13 protein-coding genes and 1 pseudogene are annotated in these 19,515 nt (G+C 71.8%); 6 read left to right on the top strand and 8 right to left on the bottom strand.

What is annotated here, in order from left to right; all coding sequences use genetic code 11:
* Positions 1-43: 43 nt before the first annotated feature.
* The 7 genes and pseudogenes from OG936_RS07650 to OG936_RS07620 all read right to left on the bottom strand — a co-directional run.
* A complete protein-coding gene (locus OG936_RS07650) occupies positions 44-856 on the bottom strand; it encodes an HpcH/HpaI aldolase/citrate lyase family protein (protein ID WP_383750101.1) in 813 nt (270 codons plus the stop codon).
* Complete coding sequence (locus OG936_RS07645; protein ID WP_406493417.1) at positions 853-2,052, bottom strand: CaiB/BaiF CoA transferase family protein; 1,200 nt, start codon at positions 2,050-2,052, stop codon at positions 853-855. Before OG936_RS07645 ends, OG936_RS07650 begins: the two co-directional genes overlap by 4 nt.
* Positions 2,049-2,933 carry a ribokinase gene (locus OG936_RS07640; RefSeq protein ID WP_406493415.1) on the bottom strand — a complete coding sequence of 295 codons (885 nt, stop codon included), beginning with the start codon at positions 2,931-2,933 and terminating at the stop codon, positions 2,049-2,051. The genes OG936_RS07645 and OG936_RS07640 overlap by 4 nt, the downstream gene beginning before the upstream one ends.
* On the bottom strand, positions 2,930-4,300 hold the full coding sequence (locus OG936_RS07635) for an ADP-ribosylglycohydrolase family protein (RefSeq protein ID WP_383750094.1): 1,371 nt from the start codon (positions 4,298-4,300) through the stop codon (positions 2,930-2,932). Before OG936_RS07635 ends, OG936_RS07640 begins: the two co-directional genes overlap by 4 nt.
* Positions 4,297-5,484, bottom strand: coding sequence for an ADP-ribosylglycohydrolase family protein (locus tag OG936_RS07630; protein WP_406493413.1), 1,188 nt, complete (start codon positions 5,482-5,484; stop codon positions 4,297-4,299). Before OG936_RS07630 ends, OG936_RS07635 begins: the two co-directional genes overlap by 4 nt.
* Positions 5,426-6,604, bottom strand: a complete 1,179-nt coding sequence (locus OG936_RS07625) for an ADP-ribosylglycohydrolase family protein (protein ID WP_406500350.1) — start codon at positions 6,602-6,604, stop codon at positions 5,426-5,428. The genes OG936_RS07630 and OG936_RS07625 overlap by 59 nt, the downstream gene beginning before the upstream one ends.
* 330 nt (positions 6,605-6,934) lie before the next feature.
* Positions 6,935-8,068, bottom strand: a pseudogene (locus tag OG936_RS07620) (ADP-ribosylglycohydrolase family protein); the annotation flags it as partial.
* A 262-nt stretch (positions 8,069-8,330) separates the two neighbouring features.
* Here OG936_RS07620 and OG936_RS07615 point away from each other — a divergent pair.
* The 6 genes from OG936_RS07615 to OG936_RS07590 all read left to right on the top strand — a co-directional run bounded on the left by OG936_RS07615 (position 8,331) and on the right by OG936_RS07590 (position 18,285).
* Positions 8,331-9,065: a VIT1/CCC1 transporter family protein gene (locus OG936_RS07615; RefSeq protein WP_406493410.1), complete on the top strand. Its 735-nt coding sequence runs from the start codon at positions 8,331-8,333 to the stop codon at positions 9,063-9,065.
* A 460-nt stretch (positions 9,066-9,525) separates the two neighbouring features.
* On the top strand, positions 9,526-14,118 hold the full coding sequence (gene gltB, locus OG936_RS07610; RefSeq protein ID WP_406493408.1) for a glutamate synthase large subunit: 4,593 nt from the start codon (positions 9,526-9,528) through the stop codon (positions 14,116-14,118).
* A complete protein-coding gene (locus tag OG936_RS07605) occupies positions 14,111-15,571 on the top strand; it encodes a glutamate synthase subunit beta (protein WP_406493407.1) in 1,461 nt (486 codons plus the stop codon). Before gltB ends, OG936_RS07605 begins: the two co-directional genes overlap by 8 nt.
* Positions 15,572-15,782: 211 nt before the next feature.
* Entirely contained in the window at positions 15,783-16,733 is a 951-nt protein-coding gene (locus OG936_RS07600; RefSeq protein WP_383067557.1) for a hypothetical protein, read from the top strand.
* A gap of 21 nt (positions 16,734-16,754) precedes the next feature.
* Entirely contained in the window at positions 16,755-17,417 is a 663-nt protein-coding gene (locus OG936_RS07595; RefSeq protein WP_406493406.1) for a hypothetical protein, read from the top strand.
* Positions 17,410-18,285 carry an inositol monophosphatase family protein gene (locus OG936_RS07590; protein WP_406493404.1) on the top strand — a complete coding sequence of 292 codons (876 nt, stop codon included), beginning with the start codon at positions 17,410-17,412 and terminating at the stop codon, positions 18,283-18,285. Before OG936_RS07595 ends, OG936_RS07590 begins: the two co-directional genes overlap by 8 nt.
* Here the strand turns inward: OG936_RS07590 and OG936_RS07585 are convergent.
* Positions 18,278-19,510: an SLC13 family permease gene (locus OG936_RS07585; RefSeq protein ID WP_383750081.1), complete on the bottom strand. Its 1,233-nt coding sequence runs from the start codon at positions 19,508-19,510 to the stop codon at positions 18,278-18,280. The two genes, OG936_RS07590 and OG936_RS07585, sit on opposite strands and share 8 nt — an antisense overlap.
* Between the last annotated feature and the right edge of the window lie 5 nt (positions 19,511-19,515).

Here is a 19,515-nt window from a genome sequence, read left to right as displayed (position 1 = left end):
CCGGTTTGGGCCCCACACACGTATAACGCACCGGCCTTCCCCGTCACCCCTCCCGCGTGGCCAGCGCAAGCGTGCGACGGGCCGAGGCCACTACCGCCGCGTCGACGAACCGGCCGTCCGGGAGGGCCAGCGCGCCCTCGTCCGTCGCGGCAGCCGTCACGATCTCCGACGCCGCCTCGACCTCCTGAGCCGTGGGACGGAACGCCCGCTCGATGACCGGGAGCTGGCGGGGATGGATCGCCGCCCGCCCCAGGAAACCCAGTGCCCGGCCGCGCACGCAGGACGCCGCCAGGCCGTCCAGGTCCCGTACGTCCGGGAACACCGACTGGGTGGGCGGCGCCAGTCCGGCCGCACGGGCGGCGACCACGACCCGGCTGCGCGACCAGTCGAGCCCGGCGTCGTCCCGCACCCCCAGATCCGCCCGGAGGTCCGCCTCGCCCAGGGCGATGGAGCGCACCTGGGGATGGGAGGCGGCGACCGTGTACGCGTGCTCGATGCCGAGCGCCGATTCGAGCAGCGGACAGAGCGCGACCCCCGGTGCCACGGCCGCGATGTGATGGACGGACGCCGCGTGTGTGATCTTGGGCAGCCGGAGTTCGGCGAGGCCCGGAAGTCCGGCCAGGGCGAGGATGTCCGCCTCGGTGTGGACCCGGACGTGGACCGGCACGGCCGTGTCCTCGGCGGGCTCGGACAGGAGCTCGGCGGTGGCCGACCGCGCGTACTCCTTGCGGTCCGGCGCGACCGCGTCCTCCAGATCGACGATCACCACGTCCGCGCCCGCGTCGCGCGCCTTGCGCACCACCTCCGGCCGGTCGCCGGGGACGTACAGCAAGGTGAGGGGGACCGCCGCCGTCACAGCACGTGCTCCGCCCGCAGCGCGGCGATCTGCGGAGCCGACAGGCCCAGACCGGTGAGGATCTCGTCGGTGTCCGCGCCGTGCGGCCGGCCCGCCCAGCGGATCGCGCCCGGCGTCCCGGACAGACGGAACAGGACGTTCTGCATCCGCAGCGGCCCCAGCTCCGGGTCGTCGACCTCGGTGATCGAGCCGAGGGCCCGGTACTGCGGGTCCTCCATCACGTCCTGGACGTCGTGGATCGGCGCGATCGCCGCCTCCGCCTTCTCGAACGCGGAGACCGCCTCCTCACGGGTGTGCAGGGCGATCCAGTCGCCGACCGCCTCGTCGAGCTCGTCGGCGTGCTCGGCGCGGGTGGTGCCCGAGCCGAACCAGGGTTCGTCGATCAGTCCGGGCCGGCCTACCAGACGCATCACCCGCTCGGCGATCGACTGCGCGGAGGTGGAGACCGCGACCCAGTGCCCGTCCGAGGTGCGGTACGTGTTGCGCGGCGCGTTGTTGCGGGAGCGGTTGCCGGTGCGCGGCTGTACGTAGCCGAGCTGGTCGTACCAGACGGGCTGCGGCCCCAGCACGGTCAGGATCGGCTCGATGATCGCCATGTCGACGATCTGCCCCTCCCCGGTCCGGTCGCGTCCGGCGAGCGCGGCCATCACGGCGTACGCGGTGGCCAGCGCCGCGATCGAGTCGGCGAGTCCGAACGGCGGGAGCGTGGGCGGCCCGTCCGGCTCCCCGGTGATCGCGGCGAATCCGCTCATCGCCTCGGCCAGGGTGCCGAAGCCGGGGCGGTGCGCGTACGGGCCGAACTGGCCGAAGCCGGTGACCCTGGCCAGCACCAGCCGCGGGTTGACGGCGTGCAGTTCCTGCCAGCCGAGGCCCCAGCGCTCCAGCGTCCCGGGCCGGAAGTTCTCGATGATCACATCGGTTCCGGCGGCCAGCCGGAGCAGGATGTCGCGTCCGCCGGGGCTGGACAGGTCGAGGGTCAGATTGCGCTTGTTGCGGCCGAGCAGCTTCCACCACAGGCCGACGCCGTCCTTCGTCGGGCCGTGCCCGCGCGACGGATCGGGCCTGCGCGGATGCTCGACCTTGATCACCTCGGCGCCGAAGTCGCCGAGCATGGTGGCGGAGAGCGGGCCGGCGAAGAGCGTGGCGAGGTCGATGACCCGCAGTCCGGTCAGGGGTGCCTGCGCGGGCGCGTTCATGCGGCGTCGATCTCGCTGCGGTACGGCATGGAGGCCGAGGCGCCCGGCCGCTGCACGCAGAGAGCGGCGGCGGACGACGCCCAGGCCAGTGACTCGGGTACGGGCCGTCGCTCGCCGAGCGCCACGGCCAGCGTGCCGACGAAGGTGTCCCCGGCCCCGGTGGTGTCGACGGCGGTGACCTCGGGCGCGGGGAAGAGCACGGGTTCGCCGCCCCGGGCCGCGTACAGGCAGCCCTTGGAGCCGAGTGTGATGACGACCGCCGGGACCTGGCCGAGCAGGATCTGCGCCGCCGTGCGGGGGTCCGCGGAGCCGGAGAGCGCGGCTGCCTCGTGCTCGTTGGGGATCAGCACATCGACACAGTCGAAGAGTTCGGACGGCAGGGGCTGTACGGGGGACGGGGTGAGGATGGTCCGTACGCCCTGGGCGTGGGCGACTCGCGCGCCCTCCAGCACGGCGGACAGTGGCAGCTCCAGCTGGAGGAGCAGCAGATCGGCTCCGGCGATGGCGGCCATTTCGCCGGGGCCGAGGCCGGTGACGGTGCCGTTGGCGCCGGGGATCACCACGATGGATTTGGCGCCCGTGTCGTCGACGACGACGTGCGCGGTGCCACTGGGTCCCTCGGCGGTGTGCAGCAGACCGGTGTGGACGCCGGCGTGCTCCAGGTTGGACCGCAGCAGGGTGCCGTACGCGTCGTCGCCGACCGCGCCGATCATCGTCACATCGGCGCCCGCGCGTGCGGCGGCGACTGCCTGGTCGGCGCCCTTGCCGCCGGGGACGGTGCGCAGCTCCCGTCCGGTGACGGACTCGCCACGCTCCGGGGCCCGTGCGACGTAGGCGACGAGGTCCATATGGGTGCTGCCGAGCACCGCGATGGCGGTCATGGGCGGAGTGCCTCCTTGTGGATGAGCCGGTGGGTCTGTTCGGCGAGTGCGTCGAAGCCGATGGAGTCGAAACCGGGGACGGACGTGGCGAGGCGGTTCTTCAGCGGGGTGGTCCAGCGGTCGGGCAGCGCGTCCGGGCTCCCGGCCAGCAGACCGGCGAGCGAACCGGCGGTCGCACCGTTGGAGTCGGTGTCCCAGCCGCCCGACACCGCACGGCAGATGGAGTCGGAGAAGTCGCCGTCGGCGTGGGTGAGGGCGGCAGCGAGCAGCGCGGCGTTGGGCAGCACATGGACCCAGTGGTGGCCGCCGTACTCGGCGTGCAGCCGGTCGACGGCCGCGTCGAAGCCGTCACCACGGGCCGCCCCGACACCGAAACGCACGGCGTGCGCGAACCGGGAACGCGGCGGTACGACACGCAGCCCGGCGGCCAGACAGCCGTGCACGTCACTTCCGCCGCCGGCCGCCTCGGCGAGCATCGCGGCGGTGAACATCGCCCCGTACACCCCGTTGGCGGTATGGGTGAGGACGGCGTCCCGATGCGCCTGTTCCGCCGCGGCCGACGGGTCGCCCGGATGCGTCCAGCCGTGCACGTCCGCCCGGATCTGCGCGCCGATCCACTCCCGGAACGGGTTGCGGTACCTGGCGGTGTGCGGGGGCTCGATGCCGTCGAGCAGATTGCGGTACGCGACCCGTTCGGCGGTGAACGTCCGGCCGGCCGGGAGTTCGTCGAGCCAGAGCCGGGCGAGGTCGCAGGTGGTGAAGGACGGTCCGTACCGCTGGAGCAACAGCACGGTGAGCAGGGGGTGGTCGAGGTCGTCGTCCTCCGGCATGCCGTCGATGTTCTCGGCCAGGGAGGTGGGCGCGGAGCGGCGGTTCCAGGGGTAGGTGGCGGTCAGTTCGGCGGGCAGCCCCCTGGCCGTGAACCAGGTGGTCAACGGCCAGTTGCCGGTGGCGCGGGCCAGTGCGCGGATGCCGGCGAGCGGCAGTTTCTCGACGGGTTTGCCGAGCAGACAGCCGGCGGCCCGGCCCAGCCAGGCGGCGTGCAGCCGGTCCCGACTCACCGACGGTGGTTGCGTACGCGGGGCGGGCCAGTCGGGGCAGGCGGCCCGGATGGCGGCCAGCTCCGTCGGCTCGTCCCGGTCCAGCGGCGATTCCAGCAGGGCGAGTTCGTCCAGCAGCCGCTCCGCGAGCGCGCGCAGCTCCGGTGCCGGAGCAGTCGACGCCCCCGCGCGCTCCGGGGCGGGGGCGCCGCCTGCCTCGTACCACCGGCGTGCGACGGCCCGTGCGTCCCGTCCGTCCTCGGCCGCCTGGCGCAGCTCGTGGCCCACCAGGTCCTCGGGCTGCACCCACGTCACCCGTACCGTCATGGCGTGCCCGCCAGCGCGGCGAACGCCGACTCGTGCGCGCGGCGCCGGGCCGTGTCCCGTACGTACACCTGGCGGGCGACGTCCGCCAGGATCCGCGCCGGGGCATGCAGATCGAGCCGGCTGGCCTCGGCGACCGTTTTCACCCAGGTGGCGGGGATCGCCCGCTCGCCGTGGAGCGCGCCCGCGAGGGCGCCGCTCATCGTGGCGATCGAGTCGCAGTCCCGGCCGTAGTTGACCGAGCCGAGCACCGTGTGCCGGTAGTCGCCGTCCGCGACGAGCAGCATGCCGAGCGCGATCGGGAGTTCCTCGATGGAGTGCAGCCGCGACGGCCGGCGGGCGCCGAGCGAGGGGGAGCGGTAGTCGGGACCGACGGTGTCGAAGGGGGCGACGGCGGTACGCAGTGGGTCCAGCGCCGACTCGAAGTCGCCGTACCGGCACGCCGCTTCGCACACCGCCTCGATGGCGGACCGGGTGCCGTCCTTGGCGAGCGAGAGACAGGTGTCGACGACGGCGGCGGGCGTCGCACCCGGGGCGCAGGCCGCGGCGACGGCCGCCGCGAAGACTCCGGCGGCCTCCCTGCCGTACGAGGACTGATGGGCCCCGGCGACATCCAGCGCCTCGGCGTACGCGGCGTGCGGGTGCGCGGCGTTGACCAGACCGACCGGCGCCATGTACATCGCCGCACCGCAGTTGACGATGTTTCCGGAGCCCGCCTCGCGCGGATCGACATGACCATAGTGCAGCCGTGCGACGATCCACTTCTCGGCGAGGAAGATCCGCTGGAGCGGCAGCGCGTCCGCCTCCAGCTCCGGGATCCAGCGGGGCGTGGAGATCAGTTCGGGCACCAGATGGTCGGCGACCGCGTACGCGTCGAGGTGGTCGCGCACCGCCCCGTACACCCGTACCAGCGCATGGGTCATCAAGGTGTCGTCGGTGACGTGTCCGTCGCCCTTGTGGTACGGGGCGATAGGACGGGCCGTACGCCAGTCGTCGCCGTCCCACGGGCCGACGATGCCGCTGATCCGCCCGCCGTGACGGGCCGTGATCTGCTCGGGGGACCGGCCCTCGACCGGACCGCCGAGCGCGTCGCCGACCGCCGCGCCGACGAGCGCTCCCGTGATCCGTTCATCGAGTGTGAGTGCCGTGGTCCTCGCCTCGGACCGCGTGGGCATGGTGGATGTCATGTCCGAATTGTCCACCCGTGGGCTTCGGTTCCGTGTCTGCCAGCAACCCGGCGAGTTCGATGAGATCGGTCCCCGCGAGGCGGGGCAGCGCACAGCCGGCCAGGGTGCGGCAGGCCTCGCGCCAGCCGTTCGGAACGGCGCCGATGCCGCCGAGCGCACCGGTCAGCGCACCGGCCAGGGCGGGCGCCGAGTCGGCTACCCGGGACAGGCACGCCGCCGCGGGAACGGCCTGGGCGATCTGCCCGCGCGCCGCCGTGGCCAGGGCGAGGGCGACCGGGACGGTCTCGGCGGCGGCGATCCCGTAGCTGTAGACGTGGTCGACGATCTGATGCTCCAGCACCGGTACGAGGGCGAACGCGCCCGCCGCCTCGCCGACGAAGTCACGGGCGATCCGGACGGCGTGGGCGGCGTTGCGGGCGATCTCCGTGCCGGCGGGGAGCTGGGCGAGCGCGGCGTTCACCGAGGTGTCCACGTCCGCGCCGCCCAGCGCCTCGGCGATCGCGGCGGCCATCGCCCGCGCGCCGTGCACACCGTCGCCGTCCTGCGTGTAGCGGGCGTCGAACTCGGCGAGGTCGGCGGCGGCGGCGGGGTCGGCGGGGTGGACGACGGCGAGCACGGCGGCCCGTACGCAGGCCGCGTCGTCGAAGTAGTGCGGGTTGTCGTGGCCGGTGGCGGGCGGGCGCAACCCGGCGGCGAGATTGCCGAGCCCGGCCCGCACCGAGATCCGGGCGCGGAGCGGGAGCACCGCGGACTCGACCTCGGGGGCCCGGGCGGCAGCTGCGGCGACCTCGGCCGCCAGCGCGTTCCAGGCGACGTCGATGGCGGCCCGCATCCGGCGTTCCGAGGACAGCCCGTGCAGCGGACCGGCCGCCGAGGTGAGCACGGTCCCGGCGGCGAACGCCGCCCATTCGGCGTCGTCGGAGGGCCCGAGCCGCAGCGGTTCGGGCGGCTGGTTGAGCGCGATGGGGACGGGCAGCGTGGTGGTGGCGTTCTGCTCGGCGAAGGTGTCGAGCTCCCGGGTGAGACGCCGGGTCCACTCGGGCATCCGGGTGGCCCGGTGTCGCGCGGCCGGCCATCCGGCGGCGTCCCCGGCGGCGAGCCCTAGCAACAGCCCCTCGATCCGGGCCCGGTGCCCGGGCGCCGGACGGGTCCGGAGACGGGCGGCGGGGGAGACGGGCGCGCGAGGGGCGCTTCCCGGGTCGGGGCCCGGGACCACGTTCGTACGGTCCGGGCCAGGGACCGCGTCCGTACGGTCCGGGTCCGGAACCACGTCCGTACGGTCCGGGTCCGGGACCACGTCCGTACGGTCGGGGTCCGAGTCCGTACCTCGGGGGTTCCGGTCCGGGTCCTCGTCGTCGGAGACGGGCGGGGCGCCGGGCGACACGTACACGGAGGTGGTGTCGCGCGTCGGGGCGCCGTCCGGCGTACCGGCTTCGCCTCCTGCGCCCGCGCCCGCCCCCGCGTACGCCTCGTCCAGGTCGTCCGGGGTGAGCAACTCCGCGATGTCCAGGACGTGGTAGCCCCGCATCGACGGCAGACAGCTGCCCCGGACCGGGCCGATCGCCTCCCCCCAGTGCCGGGGAATCGCGGACGCCCCGTGCAGGGCGCCGGCCAGGGCTCCCGCCACCGCGGCCGTGGTGTCCGCGTCGCGGCCCATGTTGACCGCGGTCAGCACCGCCGTACGGAAGTCGCCGCGCGCCGCCGCGAACGCACCGAACGCCAGGCCGACCGCCTCCGGCGCCAGATCCGTCCACGGGTAGCCGCCGACCACCACCGCGGAACGCACCGCGCGCTCCATGGTGAGCCGGTCGGGGTACGTGCGCTGCGCGGCCGCCACCGCGCGCCGCAGCGAGCGCGCCGTCCAGGAGTCCATGGGAACGACGGACAGCGCGGCGGCGATCACCGACGCGAGCCCGGCCCCCACCATCGCGGCGGCCACCCCGGCCGCCACCGCCTGGCCGCCGTAGATGCCCTCCCCGTCATGGCTGACCCGCCCGTCCACCGCGACCAGACGCGCCGCCTCGTACGGCCGGCCCGCCGCGAAGACCCCGAACGGTGCCGCTCTTATCGCCAGGCCGTCGCTCCAGGCGTGCCGGTGCTGGGCGGAGATCGGGGCGGCCAGGCCGCGGCGCAGATTCTCCAGCGTGCCCCGCTCACTGAACCCGGCGCCGCGGAACGGCCCCTCGTCCAGATCGGCGATCCACAGATGCCAGGCCCGCTCCACCTGGGTGACGGTCAGCGCCGAACCGTGCCGGGCGAGCAGCAGCCCGGAGAAGATCGCGTACTCCGTGTCGTCCGTGCCCGCGGGGTCCTCGCTCACGAAGCCCTCGATCCGGCCCCAGCGACGGCGGATCTCGGACGGCCGCAGGTTCTCCGCCGGTGCGCCCAGCGCGTCGCCGACCGCGAGACCGAGCAGCGAACCCCGGGCCCGGTCGCCCATGTCCCCCCGCGCACCCGCGCCCCGGTCCGCGCCGCCCCCCGCCGCCACCGGTGCGCCGTGCCGTACCGCCGACGGCGCGCCGTGCCGTACCGCCGCCGTGCCGCCGGTCCGCGGTTCTGCCGGATTTCCCGCAATCGACTCCATCGCGTCGACCCTTCGCTCACACCGAGCCAGTTCTCGTACGCTCGATCTGTGCCACGCGGAGCCCCGACAGAGGCCGATAATCGCAACAAAAGGGCCAGTTGGATGACGGCTCGGCGTCGGTGAGGCAGGCCGTACTCACCTGGTCACGGGGGCAGGTAAGTACGGCCTGCCTTGCTGGCGGGGGCCCTTTTTCGTGCGTACTTTCGACGGTGTCGAGCGGGGGCGGAGCGCGTGAAACCCGCTGCCGGAGAAGGGGAGAGCTGTGTCCATCATCGAGACCGACGCCGTACTGCACGAGGCGCACCGCGACAACCACACCCACCGCGATGTGAACGGCGGCTGGCTGCGCCCCGCGGTGTTCGGTGCCATGGACGGACTGGTCTCCAACCTCGCGCTGATGACCGGCGTCGCGGGTGGTGCCGTCTCTCAGCAGACGATCGTGATCACCGGTCTGGCGGGCCTGGCCGCCGGTGCGTTCTCCATGGCGGCCGGCGAATACACCTCCGTCGCCTCGCAGCGCGAGCTCGTCGAGGCCGAACTCGACGTCGAGCGGAGCGAGTTGCGCAAGCACCCCAAGGACGAGGAGCGGGAGCTCGCCGCGCTCTACGAGTCCCGTGGCGTCGAACCCGGCCTCGCCCGCGAGGTCGCGCGGCAGCTGTCGCGTGACCCGGAGCAGGCCCTGGAGATCCACGCCCGCGAGGAGCTCGGCATCGACCCGGGCGATCTGCCCTCGCCGCTCGTCGCCGCCGTGTCCTCGTTCGGCGCGTTCGCGCTGGGCGCCCTGCTGCCCGTACTCCCGTACCTGCTCGGCGCGAGTGCGCTGTGGCCGGCCGTGCTGCTCGCGCTCGTCGGGCTGTTCGCCTGCGGTGCGGTGGTCGCCAGGGTGACGGCGCGCAACTGGCTGTACAGCGGGCTGCGGCAGCTGGTGCTCGGCGGCGCCGCCGCGGCGATCACCTATGGTCTCGGCACACTGTTCGGCGTGGCCCTCGGAAGCTAGTGCCGCTCGGTAGGGGACGCGGCATCGAGCCCGTCCGGCCGAAGGTTTTGTCCTCGAACGCCGGACGGGCTTCGTTCCGGCAGTGTGTCCGCCATCCGTAACGCGTCCGCCATGCGTGTGACGTACGTCTTGGTGGCCGCCTCTGGGCGGAATGGCATCCCCCCACGTAAAATGAGTCTCCATACAGGGCTCCACATAAGTAGCCATTACCCGGCGGTTTCATTTCCTTTGCCGCCGGGCATGAGCCGTAGACACCGCAGGCAACGACGCCTGCTCTCTGCGGTCCCCCGGGCGCCGATCCTCCGACTGCGACCCCTCACCGCCTCCGGCAGTGTCCGTATGTTGGAACGAACTATCCGCTTCTTGAGAAGCGCCCCATCATGTAACCCACACGAAATTTCGCAGAGGGCCAACGTCGTCCCTCGGCACTGCATATGCCACGACGACGACGGGAGAGCCGATGCGTACCGACGCCTGGTCGCCCATGGACGGTCGCCCCGCCCAGCAGGGGATGTACGACCCCCGTAACGAGCACGACGCCTGCGGTGTCGGGTTCGTGGCTACCCTGACCGGTGTGGCCAGCCATGAGCTGGTCGAGCAGGCGCTGACCGTACTGCGCAACCTCGAACACCGCGGTGCCACCGGATCCGAGCCCGACTCCGGCGACGGCGCCGGAATCCTCCTCCAGGTGCCGGACACCTTCCTCCGCGACGAGGTCGCCTTCGAGCTCCCCGAGGCCGGCGCCTACGCCGTCGGAGTCTCTTTCCTGCCCGCGGACGATGCCACCGAGGCCGTCCGGAAGCTGGAGAAGATCTCCGCCGAGGAGGGCCTCAAGGTCCTCGGCTGGCGCCAGGTCCCGGTCACCCCGGACATCCTCGGCAACGGCGCCCGCGCCACCATGCCCGAGTTCCGCCAGCTCTTCGTCGCGGACGGTACGAGCACCGGCATCGCACTCGACCGCAAGGCCTTCGTGCTGCGTAAGCGCGCCGAGCGGGAGGCCGGGGTGTACTTCCCCTCGCTCTCCGCCCGCACGATCGTCTACAAGGGCATGCTCACCACGGGGCAGCTGGAGCCGTTCTTCCCGGACCTCTCCGACCGCCGCTTCGCCACCGCCGTCGCGCTGGTCCACTCGCGCTTCTCCACGAACACCTTCCCGAGCTGGCCGCTCGCCCACCCGTACCGCTTCGTCGCGCACAACGGCGAGATCAACACGGTCAAGGGCAACCGCAACTGGATGAAGGCCCGCGAGTCCCAGCTCGCGTCGAGTGCGTTCGGCTCCGCCGACAATGGACACGGCGGCACGGAGCAGCTCGACCGGATCTTCCCCGTCTGCACCCCCGACGCCTCCGACTCCGCCTCCTTCGACGAGGTCCTGGAGCTGCTCCACCTCGGCGGCCGTTCGCTGCCCCACTCGGTGCTGATGATGGTTCCCGAGGCGTGGGAGAACCACGATTCGATGGACCCGGCCCGGCGCGCCTTCTACCAGTACCACGCCACGATGATGGAGCCCTGGGACGGCCCGGCCTGCGTCACCTTCACCGACGGCACCCAGGTCGGCGCGGTCCTGGACCGCAACGGTCTGCGCCCCGGCCGCTACTGGGTCACCGACGACGGCCTCGTCGTGCTCTCCTCCGAGGTCGGCGTCCTGGACATCGACCCCGCGAAGGTCGTCCGCAAGGGCCGCCTCCAGCCCGGCAGGATGTTCCTCGTCGACACCGCCGAGCACCGCATCATCGAGGACGACGAGATCAAGGCCGCCCTCGCCGCCGAGCAGCCGTACCAGGACTGGCTGGAGACCGGCGAGATCGAGCTGGAGGACCTCCCCGAGCGGGAGCACATCGTGCACACGCACGCCTCCGTCACCCGCCGCCAGCAGACCTTCGGCTACACCGAGGAAGAGCTCCGCGTCGTCCTCGCCCCGATGGCCCGCACCGCCGGCGAACCCCTCGGCTCCATGGGCACGGACTCCCCGATCGCCGCCCTGTCCGAGCGCCCCCGGCTGCTCTTCGACTACTTCACCCAGCTGTTCGCCCAGGTCACCAACCCGCCGCTGGACGCCATCCGCGAGGAGCTCGTCACCTCGCTGCGCTCCACGCTCGGCCCGGCGGGCAACCTGCTGGAGCCGACCGCCGCGTCCTGCCGCAGCGTCACGCTGCCGTTCCCGGTGATCGACAACGACGAGCTGGCCAAGCTGATACACATCAATGCCGACGGCGACATGCCGGGCATGAAGGCCGCCACGCTCTCCGGGCTCTACCGGGTCGGCGGCGGTGGCGACGCACTCGCGGAGCGGATCGAGCAGATCCGCGCCGAGGTCGACGCCGCCATAGAGGACGGCGCCCGCCTCGTCGTCCTGTCCGACCGGCACTCCGACGCCGAGCACGCCCCGATTCCGTCCCTGCTGCTCACCTCGGCCGTCCACCACCACCTCATCCGTACCAAGCAGCGCACCCGGGTGGGGCTGCTGGTCGAGGCCGGCGACGTCCGCGAGGTCCACCACGTCGCGCTGCTGATCGGCTACGGCGCCGCCGCGGTCAACCCGTACCTGGCGATGGAGTCCGTCGAGGACCTGGTCCGCGCCGGTACGTTCATCGAGGGCGTCGAGCCCGAGAAGGCCATCCGGAACCTGATCTACGCGCTCGGTAAGGGCGTCCTCAAGGTCATGTCCAAGATGGGCATCTCGACGGTCGCCTCCTACCGCGGCGCCCAGGTCTTCGAGGCCGTCGGCCTGGACGAGGGCTTCGTCGCGAAGTACTTCAACGGCACCGCCACCAAGATCGGCGGCGCGGGCCTCGATGTCATCGCCCGGGAAGTCGCCATCCGCCACGCCAAGGCCTACCCGGCGTCCGGCATCTCCGCCTCGCACCGCGCGCTGGAGATCGGCGGCGAGTACCAGTGGCGCCGCGAGGGCGAGCCGCACCTTTTCGACCCGGAGACGGTCTTCCGCCTCCAGCACGCCACGCGCAACAAGCGGTACGACATCTTCAAGAAGTACACCGACCGGGTGAACGAGCAGTCCGAGCGCCTGATGACGCTCCGCGGACTGTTCGACTTCAGGAGCGACCGCGAGCCGATCCCGGTCGACGAGGTCGAGTCCGTCTCCGACATCGTCAAGCGCTTCTCCACCGGCGCCATGTCGTACGGCTCGATCTCCCGCGAGGCCCACGAGACCCTCGCCATCGCCATGAACCAGCTGGGCGGCAAGTCCAACACCGGTGAGGGCGGCGAGGACGCCGACCGGCTCTACGACCCGGCGCGCCGCTCGGCCATCAAGCAGGTCGCCTCCGGCCGCTTCGGTGTGACCAGCGAGTACCTGGTCAACGCGGACGACATCCAGATCAAGATGGCGCAGGGAGCCAAGCCCGGCGAGGGCGGCCAGCTGCCCGGCCACAAGGTCTACCCGTGGGTCGCCAGGACCCGGCACTCCACCCCGGGTGTCGGGCTGATCTCGCCGCCGCCGCACCACGACATCTACTCCATCGAGGACCTGGCTCAGCTGATCCACGACCTCAAGAACGCCAACCCGGCGGCCCGCATCCACGTGAAGCTGGTCTCCGAGGTCGGTGTCGGCACCGTCGCCGCGGGTGTCTCCAAGGCACACGCGGACGTCGTCCTGATCTCCGGTCACGACGGCGGAACGGGTGCCTCCCCGCTCACCTCGCTGAAGCACGCGGGCGGCCCCTGGGAGCTCGGCCTCGCCGAGACCCAGCAGACCCTGCTGCTCAACGGCCTGCGCGACCGCATCGTCGTGCAGACCGACGGCCAGCTGAAGACCGGCCGCGATGTCGTCATCGCCGCGCTGCTGGGCGCCGAGGAGTTCGGTTTCGCGACCGCGCCGCTCGTCGTCTCCGGCTGCGTCATGATGCGCGTCTGCCACCTGGACACCTGCCCGGTCGGCATCGCCACCCAGAACCCGGTCCTGCGCGACCGTTTCTCAGGCAAGGCCGAGTACGTCGTCAACTTCTTCGAGTTCATCGCCAGGGAAGTCCGCGAGCTCCTCGCCGAGCTGGGCTTCCGTACGATCGAAGAGGCCGTCGGCCACGCCGAGCTGCTCGACACCGACCGCGCGATCACGCACTGGAAGGCGCAGGGCCTCGACCTGGAGCCCCTGTTCCACGTCCCCGAGCTGCCCGAGGGCGCGGTCCGCCACCAGCGGATCGAGCAGGACCACGGTCTCGCCAAGGCCCTCGACAACGAGCTGATCAAGCTCGCCGCCGACGCCCTGAACGCGGAGAGCGCCGAGGCCGCCCAGCCGGTCCGGGCCCAGATCGCGATCCGGAACATCAACCGGACCGTCGGCACCATGCTCGGCCACGAGGTGACGAAGAAGTTCGGCGGCGCCGGTCTGCCGCAGGACACCATCGACATCACGTTCACCGGCTCCGCCGGCCAGTCCTTCGGCGCGTTCGTGCCGAGTGGCGTGACGCTGCGACTGGAGGGCGACGCCAACGACTACGTCGGCAAGGGCCTCTCCGGCGGCCGCGTCGTCGTCCGCCCGGACCGCGGCGCCGACCACCTCGCCGAGTACTCCACCATCGCGGGCAACACCATCGCCTACGGCGCCACCGGCGGCGAACTGTTCCTGCGCGGCCGGACCGGTGAACGGTTCTGCGTCCGCAACTCCGGTGCGACCGTCGTCTCCGAGGGCGTGGGCGACCACGGCTGCGAGTACATGACCGGCGGCCACGCCGTCGTACTCGGCGAGACCGGACGCAACTTCGCCGCAGGCATGTCGGGCGGAGTCGCGTACGTCATCGACCTGGACCGCGACAACGTCAACGTCGGCAACCTCGGCGCGATCGAGGCCCTTTCCGACACCGACCAGCAGTGGCTGCACGACGTGGTGCGCCGCCACCAGGAGGAGACCGGTTCCACGGTCGCCGAGAAGCTGCTCGCCGAGTGGGACAGCGCCGACGGCGGTGTCTCCCGCTTCAGCAAGATCATCCCGTCCACGTACAAGGCAGTGCTCGCCGCCAAGGACGCCGCTGAGCTCGCCGGTCTCTCCGAACAGGAGACCACCGAGAAGATGATGGAGGCGGCGACCCATGGCTGACCCCAAGGGCTTCCTGACCACCGGGCGCGAGATCGCCGAGACCCGCCCCGTGGGCGAGCGCGTCAAGGACTGGAACGAGGTCTACGTTACGGGCTCGCTGCTCCCGATCATCAGCAAGCAGGCCGGCCGCTGCATGGACTGCGGCATCCCGTTCTGCCACAACGGATGCCCGCTCGGAAACCTCATCCCCGAGTGGAACGACTACGCCTACCGCGAGGACTGGAAGGCCGCGTCCGAGCGCCTGCACGCCACGAACAACTTCCCGGAGTTCACCGGGCGGCTCTGCCCGGCCCCCTGCGAGTCGGCGTGCGTGCTCGGCATCAACCAGCCGGCCGTCACCATCAAGAACGTCGAAGTCTCCATCATCGACAAGGCATGGGGCAGCGGCGACGTCACCCCGCAGCCGCCCGAGCGGCTCTCCGGCAAGACCGTCGCCGTCATCGGCTCGGGTCCGGCCGGTCTCGCCGCGGCCCAGCAGCTGACCCGGGCCGGCCACACGGTCGCCGTCTTCGAGCGCGCGGACCGCATCGGGGGCCTCCTGCGGTACGGCATCCCCGAGTTCAAGATGGAGAAGTCGCACATCAACCGCCGTATCGAGCAGATGCGCGCGGAAGGCACCAAGTTCCGTACGGAGGTGGAGATCGGCAAGGACATCGACGCCGCCAAGCTCCGCCGCCGCTACGACGCGGTCGTCATCGCCGCCGGTGCCACCGTCTCCCGTGACCTGCCCGTTTTGGGCCGTGAGCTGAACGGCGTGCACTTCGCCATGGAGTACCTGCCGCTCGCCAACAAGGTGCAGGAGGGCGACCTGACGGTCTCCCCGATCACCGCCGAGGGCAAGCACGTCGTCGTCATCGGCGGCGGCGACACCGGCGCCGACTGCGTCGGCACCGCCCACCGCCAGGGCGCGCTCTCCGTCACCCAGCTGGAGATCATGCCCCGGCCGGGCGAGGACCGGAACACCAACCAGCCCTGGCCGACGTTCCCGATGCTCTACAAGGTCACCTCCGCGCACGAGGAGGGCGGCGAGCGGGTCTACTCCGTCTCCACCACCCACTTCGAGGGCGACGAGGACGGCAACGTCCAGGCCCTGCACCTGGTCGAGGTGGAATTCAAGGACGGTAAGCTGGAGCAGAAGCCCGGCACCGAGCGGAAGATCCCCGCCCAGCTGGTCACCCTGGCCATGGGCTTCACCGGCACCGACCAGTCCAACGGTCTGGTCCAGCAGTTCGGCCTGGAGCTCGACGCGCGCGGCAATGTCGCGCGCGACGCGGACTACGCCACCAACGTCGGCGGAGTCTTCGTCGCCGGTGACGCGGGCCGCGGCCAGTCCCTCATCGTGTGGGCCATCGCCGAGGGCCGCTCCGCGGCGCGCGGCGTGGACCGCTTCCTGACCGGAGCCAGCGCCCTGCCGGCCCCGATCCGCCCGACGGACCGTGCCCTGACGGTCTGATCACACGGCACACAAGACGTCCCGTACAACGGCGTACGGAACTGAACGCGGCGCCTGCCCGTCCCCGACCGGACGATCTCGGCAGGCGCCGTGGCGCGTCCGCACTCCCCGGGGCGCACGGATGTCCACCGTGAGCCCCTTGTACCCCCTGGCCGCGCGCCGCTCCGTTCTCCTAGGATCGGAAGGCATTCCACGGGGGAGGAGCGTGCCCATGACCGTGCACGGACGGCGCCTGGAGCGGTCCGTTGCCTGGATCCTGAAGAACATCGATGTCGTCATCGCCGCCGGAGTAGCGCTGACCATCGGATTTCTGGACATCTTCGGCGATGTCGTCACCAGTGACGTGGCGTCCGGAGCGACCCTGGTCGTCCTCGGTGCACTGGCGCTCGGTTCGATCGTGGAGCGGGTGCGCCAGCCTGCCGCGATCCAGGAGGCGATGGCCGGTACCCGCCGCGCGCTGGAGGACCTCACCATGGTCCGCTCGCTCTCCGGCAACGATGTCGGCGAGGCGCTGCGCACTGCCCGGCAGCACACCAATCTCTGGTACTTCAAGGGCGGAACCGGCACCTACTTACGGGCTGTCACCCTGCCGCAGTGCGTGGCCACCGCCAGGGAGCAGCGCTCCCAGCTGAACATGAAGATCGACATCATCAATCCGGACGACGAACGGATCTGCCAGGCGTACGCGCGGTTCCGGCAGATGTTCGCCAACCGCAGCAGCACCGGGCACGCCGGTCACTGGACCACGGACCGGGTGCGCAAGGAGTCGTACGCGACGGTGCTGGCCGCCTGCTGGTACCAGCGCAGGCTCACCACCCTGGACATCGCGGTGCACCTCTCCTCCGCCGTACCGACGCTCCGCTTCGATCTGTCCGAATCCTGTCTGATCATCACCCAGGACGACACCTCGCGGGTCAACCTCCTGGTCGAGCGGGAACAGCCGCTCTACGACTACTACGTCACCGAACTGCACCAGAGCCGGGAACAGGCCCTCGTGGTTCCGATGCGTGTGGAGGCGCCGCTGAGCGAGGAGCCCACCGTCGACGAGGCCCGCGGTCTCTTCGAGGCTCTTCAACTGCCGCTGCCCCGTGCGTTCACCGACAGCGACATCGGCGAAATCATTGTCAAGGCACTGCACGCGGAGGACCCCTACCGGAGGTGAGGCGCCCCCCGGCGCGACCCCATGGACTACGACGAGCTGGAAATGGCCCTCACCCACGGCGACACGGTCTCCCCGGGCCCCCGTGGCTCCGCCGTCCGCGCGCTCACCGAAGTCGCCACCGGCGTCAGGGCGCTGCGCGCCGTACGCCACCCGCTCGGCTTCCTCTGCCTGCCGCTGCTGCGCGAGGGGCTGCGGGGGATCTGTGTCCATCTCTTCGCCCCCGAGTACGTGGCCGAGCCGGACACCGCGCCCTGGCATGCCCACAGCTGGGAGCTGCGCAGCCATGTCCTTTACGGACGGGTCGCCAATCTGCCGGTACGGGTCAGCGGCACCGGGGACGAACCCACCCACCGGATCTTCGAAGTGCGCAGCGGGCCGGGCGGAGTGGACGAGATCGTTCCCACGCCGGTGCTGGTCCGCGGCGAGCCGGGCCACGCGCACATCAGCGGCCCGGGTGAGACGTACACCCTCACCGCGGGGGAGTTCCACGCCACGTCCACCGAAGGCACGGACTCGGCCGCCACACTCGTGCTGGGCCGGTCGATGCCCGGCCGGACGGATCTGTCGCTCGGCCCGCTCGACGGGCCGGCGCGCACCATGACGCGCCGGCTGTGCGACGAGGAACAGACATTACGCACGGTCCGTACCGCGCTCGGGAGGTTCGATGGACACGTCGATGTCTGATCCGGAAATGGCCTCCGCGGCCGGCGGAGCGGGACCGTACGCGCGTGAGCGCGCGGTGGCGGTGGCCGCGGCCGAGGAAGCCGGAACCATGCTCCGGGACCGGTTCCGGGCACCGCTGACGGTCCGTACGAAGGACGCCTCGGGCGATGTGGTCACCGAACTCGACCTGGCTGCCGAGGAGATCGTGCTGAGCAGGCTGCGGCGGTACTTCCCGCACGACCGCATCCTGTCGGAGGAAGCCGGACTGCTGGACGGGACCGGTTCCCGCACCTGGTTGGTCGATCCGCTCGACGGCACCAACAACGTGGCCATCGGACTGCCCGCCTACGTCGTGGGCATCGCGCTCTGCGTCGCGGGGGCGCCGGTGGTCGGAGTGGTCCACGAACCGCTCACCGGCCGGACCTGGCACGCGGTGTCCGGCCACGGCGCGCACAGCGATTCCGGTCCGCTCACCGGTCCCGACGGCAGGCTCCCCGCCCCCGGCCCGGTCATCGCCTGGACCCAGGGTCACGCGGTGGGCCGGGCCGACACGGCGGCCGCCGTGCTCCGCCAGCACCTGGAGCTGCGCTGTCGGCGGGTGCTCCAGCTGTGGGCGCCGCTGCTGGGCTGGTCCATGCTGGCCCGGGGGACCATCGACGGTTTCGTCGGATACCGGGCCGAGGGGCTCGACCTGCCGGCCGGGGCGCTGCTCGCGGCCGAGGCCGGGGTGGAACTGCGCACCTTGCACGGCGAGGTGTTCCGGCCCGGGTTCGCGGGATCCGGTGCGGACCGAAGCTTCGTCGCCGCCCGTACCGACACGCTCGACTACGTCCTCGCGCAGGTGGCTTCGGTGACCGGGCGGCGCGACCCCGGGCCGGCCGTCAGGTGATCAGCGCCAGCGCACAGGTGGCGGCCGCCGTGCCGGTCACCGACAGCACCAGCCCGGTCCGCACGAACCGGCCCGTGTCGATCCGCGTCCCGTGCCAGCGACACCGTTCGAACCAGAGAAGGGTCGCCAGCGAGGCCCACGGAGTGATGACCGGCCCCGCGTTGACCCCGATCAGCAGCGCCAGCAACTGGTGGTGATTGCCCGCGGGAACGACCGCCTCGCCCGCCACGTACGCCGGAAGGTTGTTCAGTACGTTGGACACCCCCGCGCCCACCCCCGCCGACCTCAGCATTCCGGCCCATCCGTCGTCCGAGCCGAGCGCCGACGCCAGCAGCGCGTGCAGACCGTGCGCGTTGACCGTCTCCACCACCAGGAACATCCCGGGAACCAGCACCAGCAGCCGCCACGGGACCAGTGACAGCCGCAACTCCGCTCTGCGGCGCAGCGCGAAGGCCGCCACGACGATCAGCATCGCCACCGTCGACGCGGCCCACAGCGGCACGTCGGCGAGCAGGATCGCCAGCAGAAAACCGGCGCACGCCACCGAACAGATCCGCAGCAGCACCGGATCGCCGGGGATCGGCGCGGACGGCGGGGTGTACCGGTCCTGCCCCCGGCGGCCTCGGCGCCAGTAAAAGGCCCACAGACAGGCGGCCGTCACTCCGACCGTGACCAGCTGAGGCAGCCACATCACTGCGGCCAGTCCGGACGGCGACAGCGCCACCCGGTCCGCCGCCAGCAGATTCGTCAGGTTCGACACCGGCAGCAGCAGGCTCGCGGTGTTGGCCAGCCACACCGTCGTCATCGCCAACGGCACCGCCGCGATCCCCACCCGGGTGGCCAGTGCCAGCATCACCGGAGTGAGGAGCACCGCGGTCGTGTCCAGATTCAGCGTGACCGTGGTGAGCGAGGCGAACAGCACACAGAGCCCGAACAGCAGCGCATAGCGGCCCCGGCCCGCCCGCGCCACCCAGGTCGCCACCACGTCGAAGACCTGGGCCCGGCCGGTCAGTTCGGCCAGCACGATCACCGAGGCCAGGAACACCAGCAGCGGACCGATACGCCGCAGCTGCGCCGCCGCCGGGTCCGCGGGCAGCAGCCCCGTCGCCACCGCGCCCACCCCGAGCACGAGCAACCCGCCGGCCAGCCAGTCCAGCGGATGCAACAGGCCGAGGCTTTTGGGCAGCCTGGTTCGTAGCCGCTGCGGCGAAAGGTCTTCTACCATGGAGT

The organism is Streptomyces sp. NBC_00846 (assembly GCF_045207325.1).
In the GTDB taxonomy this organism is placed as follows: Bacteria; Actinomycetota; Actinomycetes; order Streptomycetales; family Streptomycetaceae; genus Streptomyces.
This window is presented reverse-complemented; position numbering and strand designations above follow the sequence as displayed.

Excerpts from the sequence above, each read along its gene's own strand:
- OG936_RS07630 (WP_406493413.1), bottom strand. The coding sequence starts at position 5,484 with ATGACATCCACCATGCCCACGCGGTCCGAGGCGAGGACCACGGCACTC.
- gltB (WP_406493408.1), top strand. The coding sequence starts at position 9,526 with ATGCGTACCGACGCCTGGTCGCCCATGGACGGTCGCCCCGCCCAGCAG.
- OG936_RS07600 (WP_383067557.1), top strand. The coding sequence starts at position 15,783 with ATGACCGTGCACGGACGGCGCCTGGAGCGGTCCGTTGCCTGGATCCTG.
- OG936_RS07645 (WP_406493417.1), bottom strand. The coding sequence starts at position 2,052 with ATGAACGCGCCCGCGCAGGCACCCCTGACCGGACTGCGGGTCATCGAC.
- OG936_RS07640 (WP_406493415.1), bottom strand. The coding sequence starts at position 2,933 with ATGACCGCCATCGCGGTGCTCGGCAGCACCCATATGGACCTCGTCGCC.
- OG936_RS07585 (WP_383750081.1), bottom strand. The coding sequence starts at position 19,510 with ATGGTAGAAGACCTTTCGCCGCAGCGGCTACGAACCAGGCTGCCCAAA.
- OG936_RS07635 (WP_383750094.1), bottom strand. The coding sequence starts at position 4,300 with ATGACGGTACGGGTGACGTGGGTGCAGCCCGAGGACCTGGTGGGCCAC.
- OG936_RS07595 (WP_406493406.1), top strand. The coding sequence starts at position 16,755 with ATGGACTACGACGAGCTGGAAATGGCCCTCACCCACGGCGACACGGTC.
- OG936_RS07605 (WP_406493407.1), top strand. The coding sequence starts at position 14,111 with ATGGCTGACCCCAAGGGCTTCCTGACCACCGGGCGCGAGATCGCCGAG.
- OG936_RS07590 (WP_406493404.1), top strand. The coding sequence starts at position 17,410 with ATGTCTGATCCGGAAATGGCCTCCGCGGCCGGCGGAGCGGGACCGTAC.